The sequence below is a fragment of the Acinetobacter sp. 102 genome (assembly GCF_037028485.1).
GTDB lineage: Bacteria > Pseudomonadota > Gammaproteobacteria > Pseudomonadales > Moraxellaceae > Acinetobacter > Acinetobacter higginsii.
Window position 1 is genome coordinate 1 of the sequence record NZ_JAZEZK010000063.1, and the last position, 721, is coordinate 721.

1 pseudogene is annotated in these 721 nt (G+C 48.1%); it reads left to right on the plus strand.

What is annotated here, in order from left to right:
* A pseudogene (locus WA352_RS21730) lies at positions 1–721 on the plus strand (YadA-like family protein); the annotation flags it as partial.

Genomic DNA, 721 nt, shown 5'->3' on the forward strand with positions numbered 1-721 from the left:
GGGCGCAGGTGGCACCACCATTACCAATGTTAAAGCTGGTGCGGTGAACTCAACTTCGACGGATGCAATCAACGGCAGTCAATTACACGGTGTTGCAGACAGCGTTAAGACCGCAATTGGTGGCTCAACGACGATTGATGCAACGACGGGAGCAATCACCACAAGTAACATTGGTGGCACAGGTTCGAACACGATTGATGGTGCGATCACCAGCGTTAAAGCAACCACAGACAAAGGCATCAACTTTGGTGGCACAACAGGCAAGAACAACTATGCCTTGGGTAGTGATATCAACGTTAAAGGCGACAGCAACATCACCAGCACGACAGTTGCAGGCGGAGTTCAACTTGGCTTAGGCGATACCTTGAATGTTAAAGATGCAATCAATGTGGGTAGCGGTGCAACCAAAGTTAAGATTGATGGCACGACCAATACCATTGGTGGCTTAAGCAACACGACTTGGAACGGCACAGCAGTATCAGGTCAGGCAGCAACTGAAGATCAATTGGCAGCAGTTGATGGCAAGCTTGGTAACTTAGACGATGCGGCGGTTAAATATGATGACCCTGCAACCAAAGACAAAGTGACTTTAGCGGGCGCAGGCGGTACAACCATTACTAACGTGAAAGCTGGTGCAGTGAACTCAACCTCGACTGATGCAGTTAATGGTAGCCAATTATTCAACACCGCTAATAATGTGAAGAATATTGTAGGTGGCAAT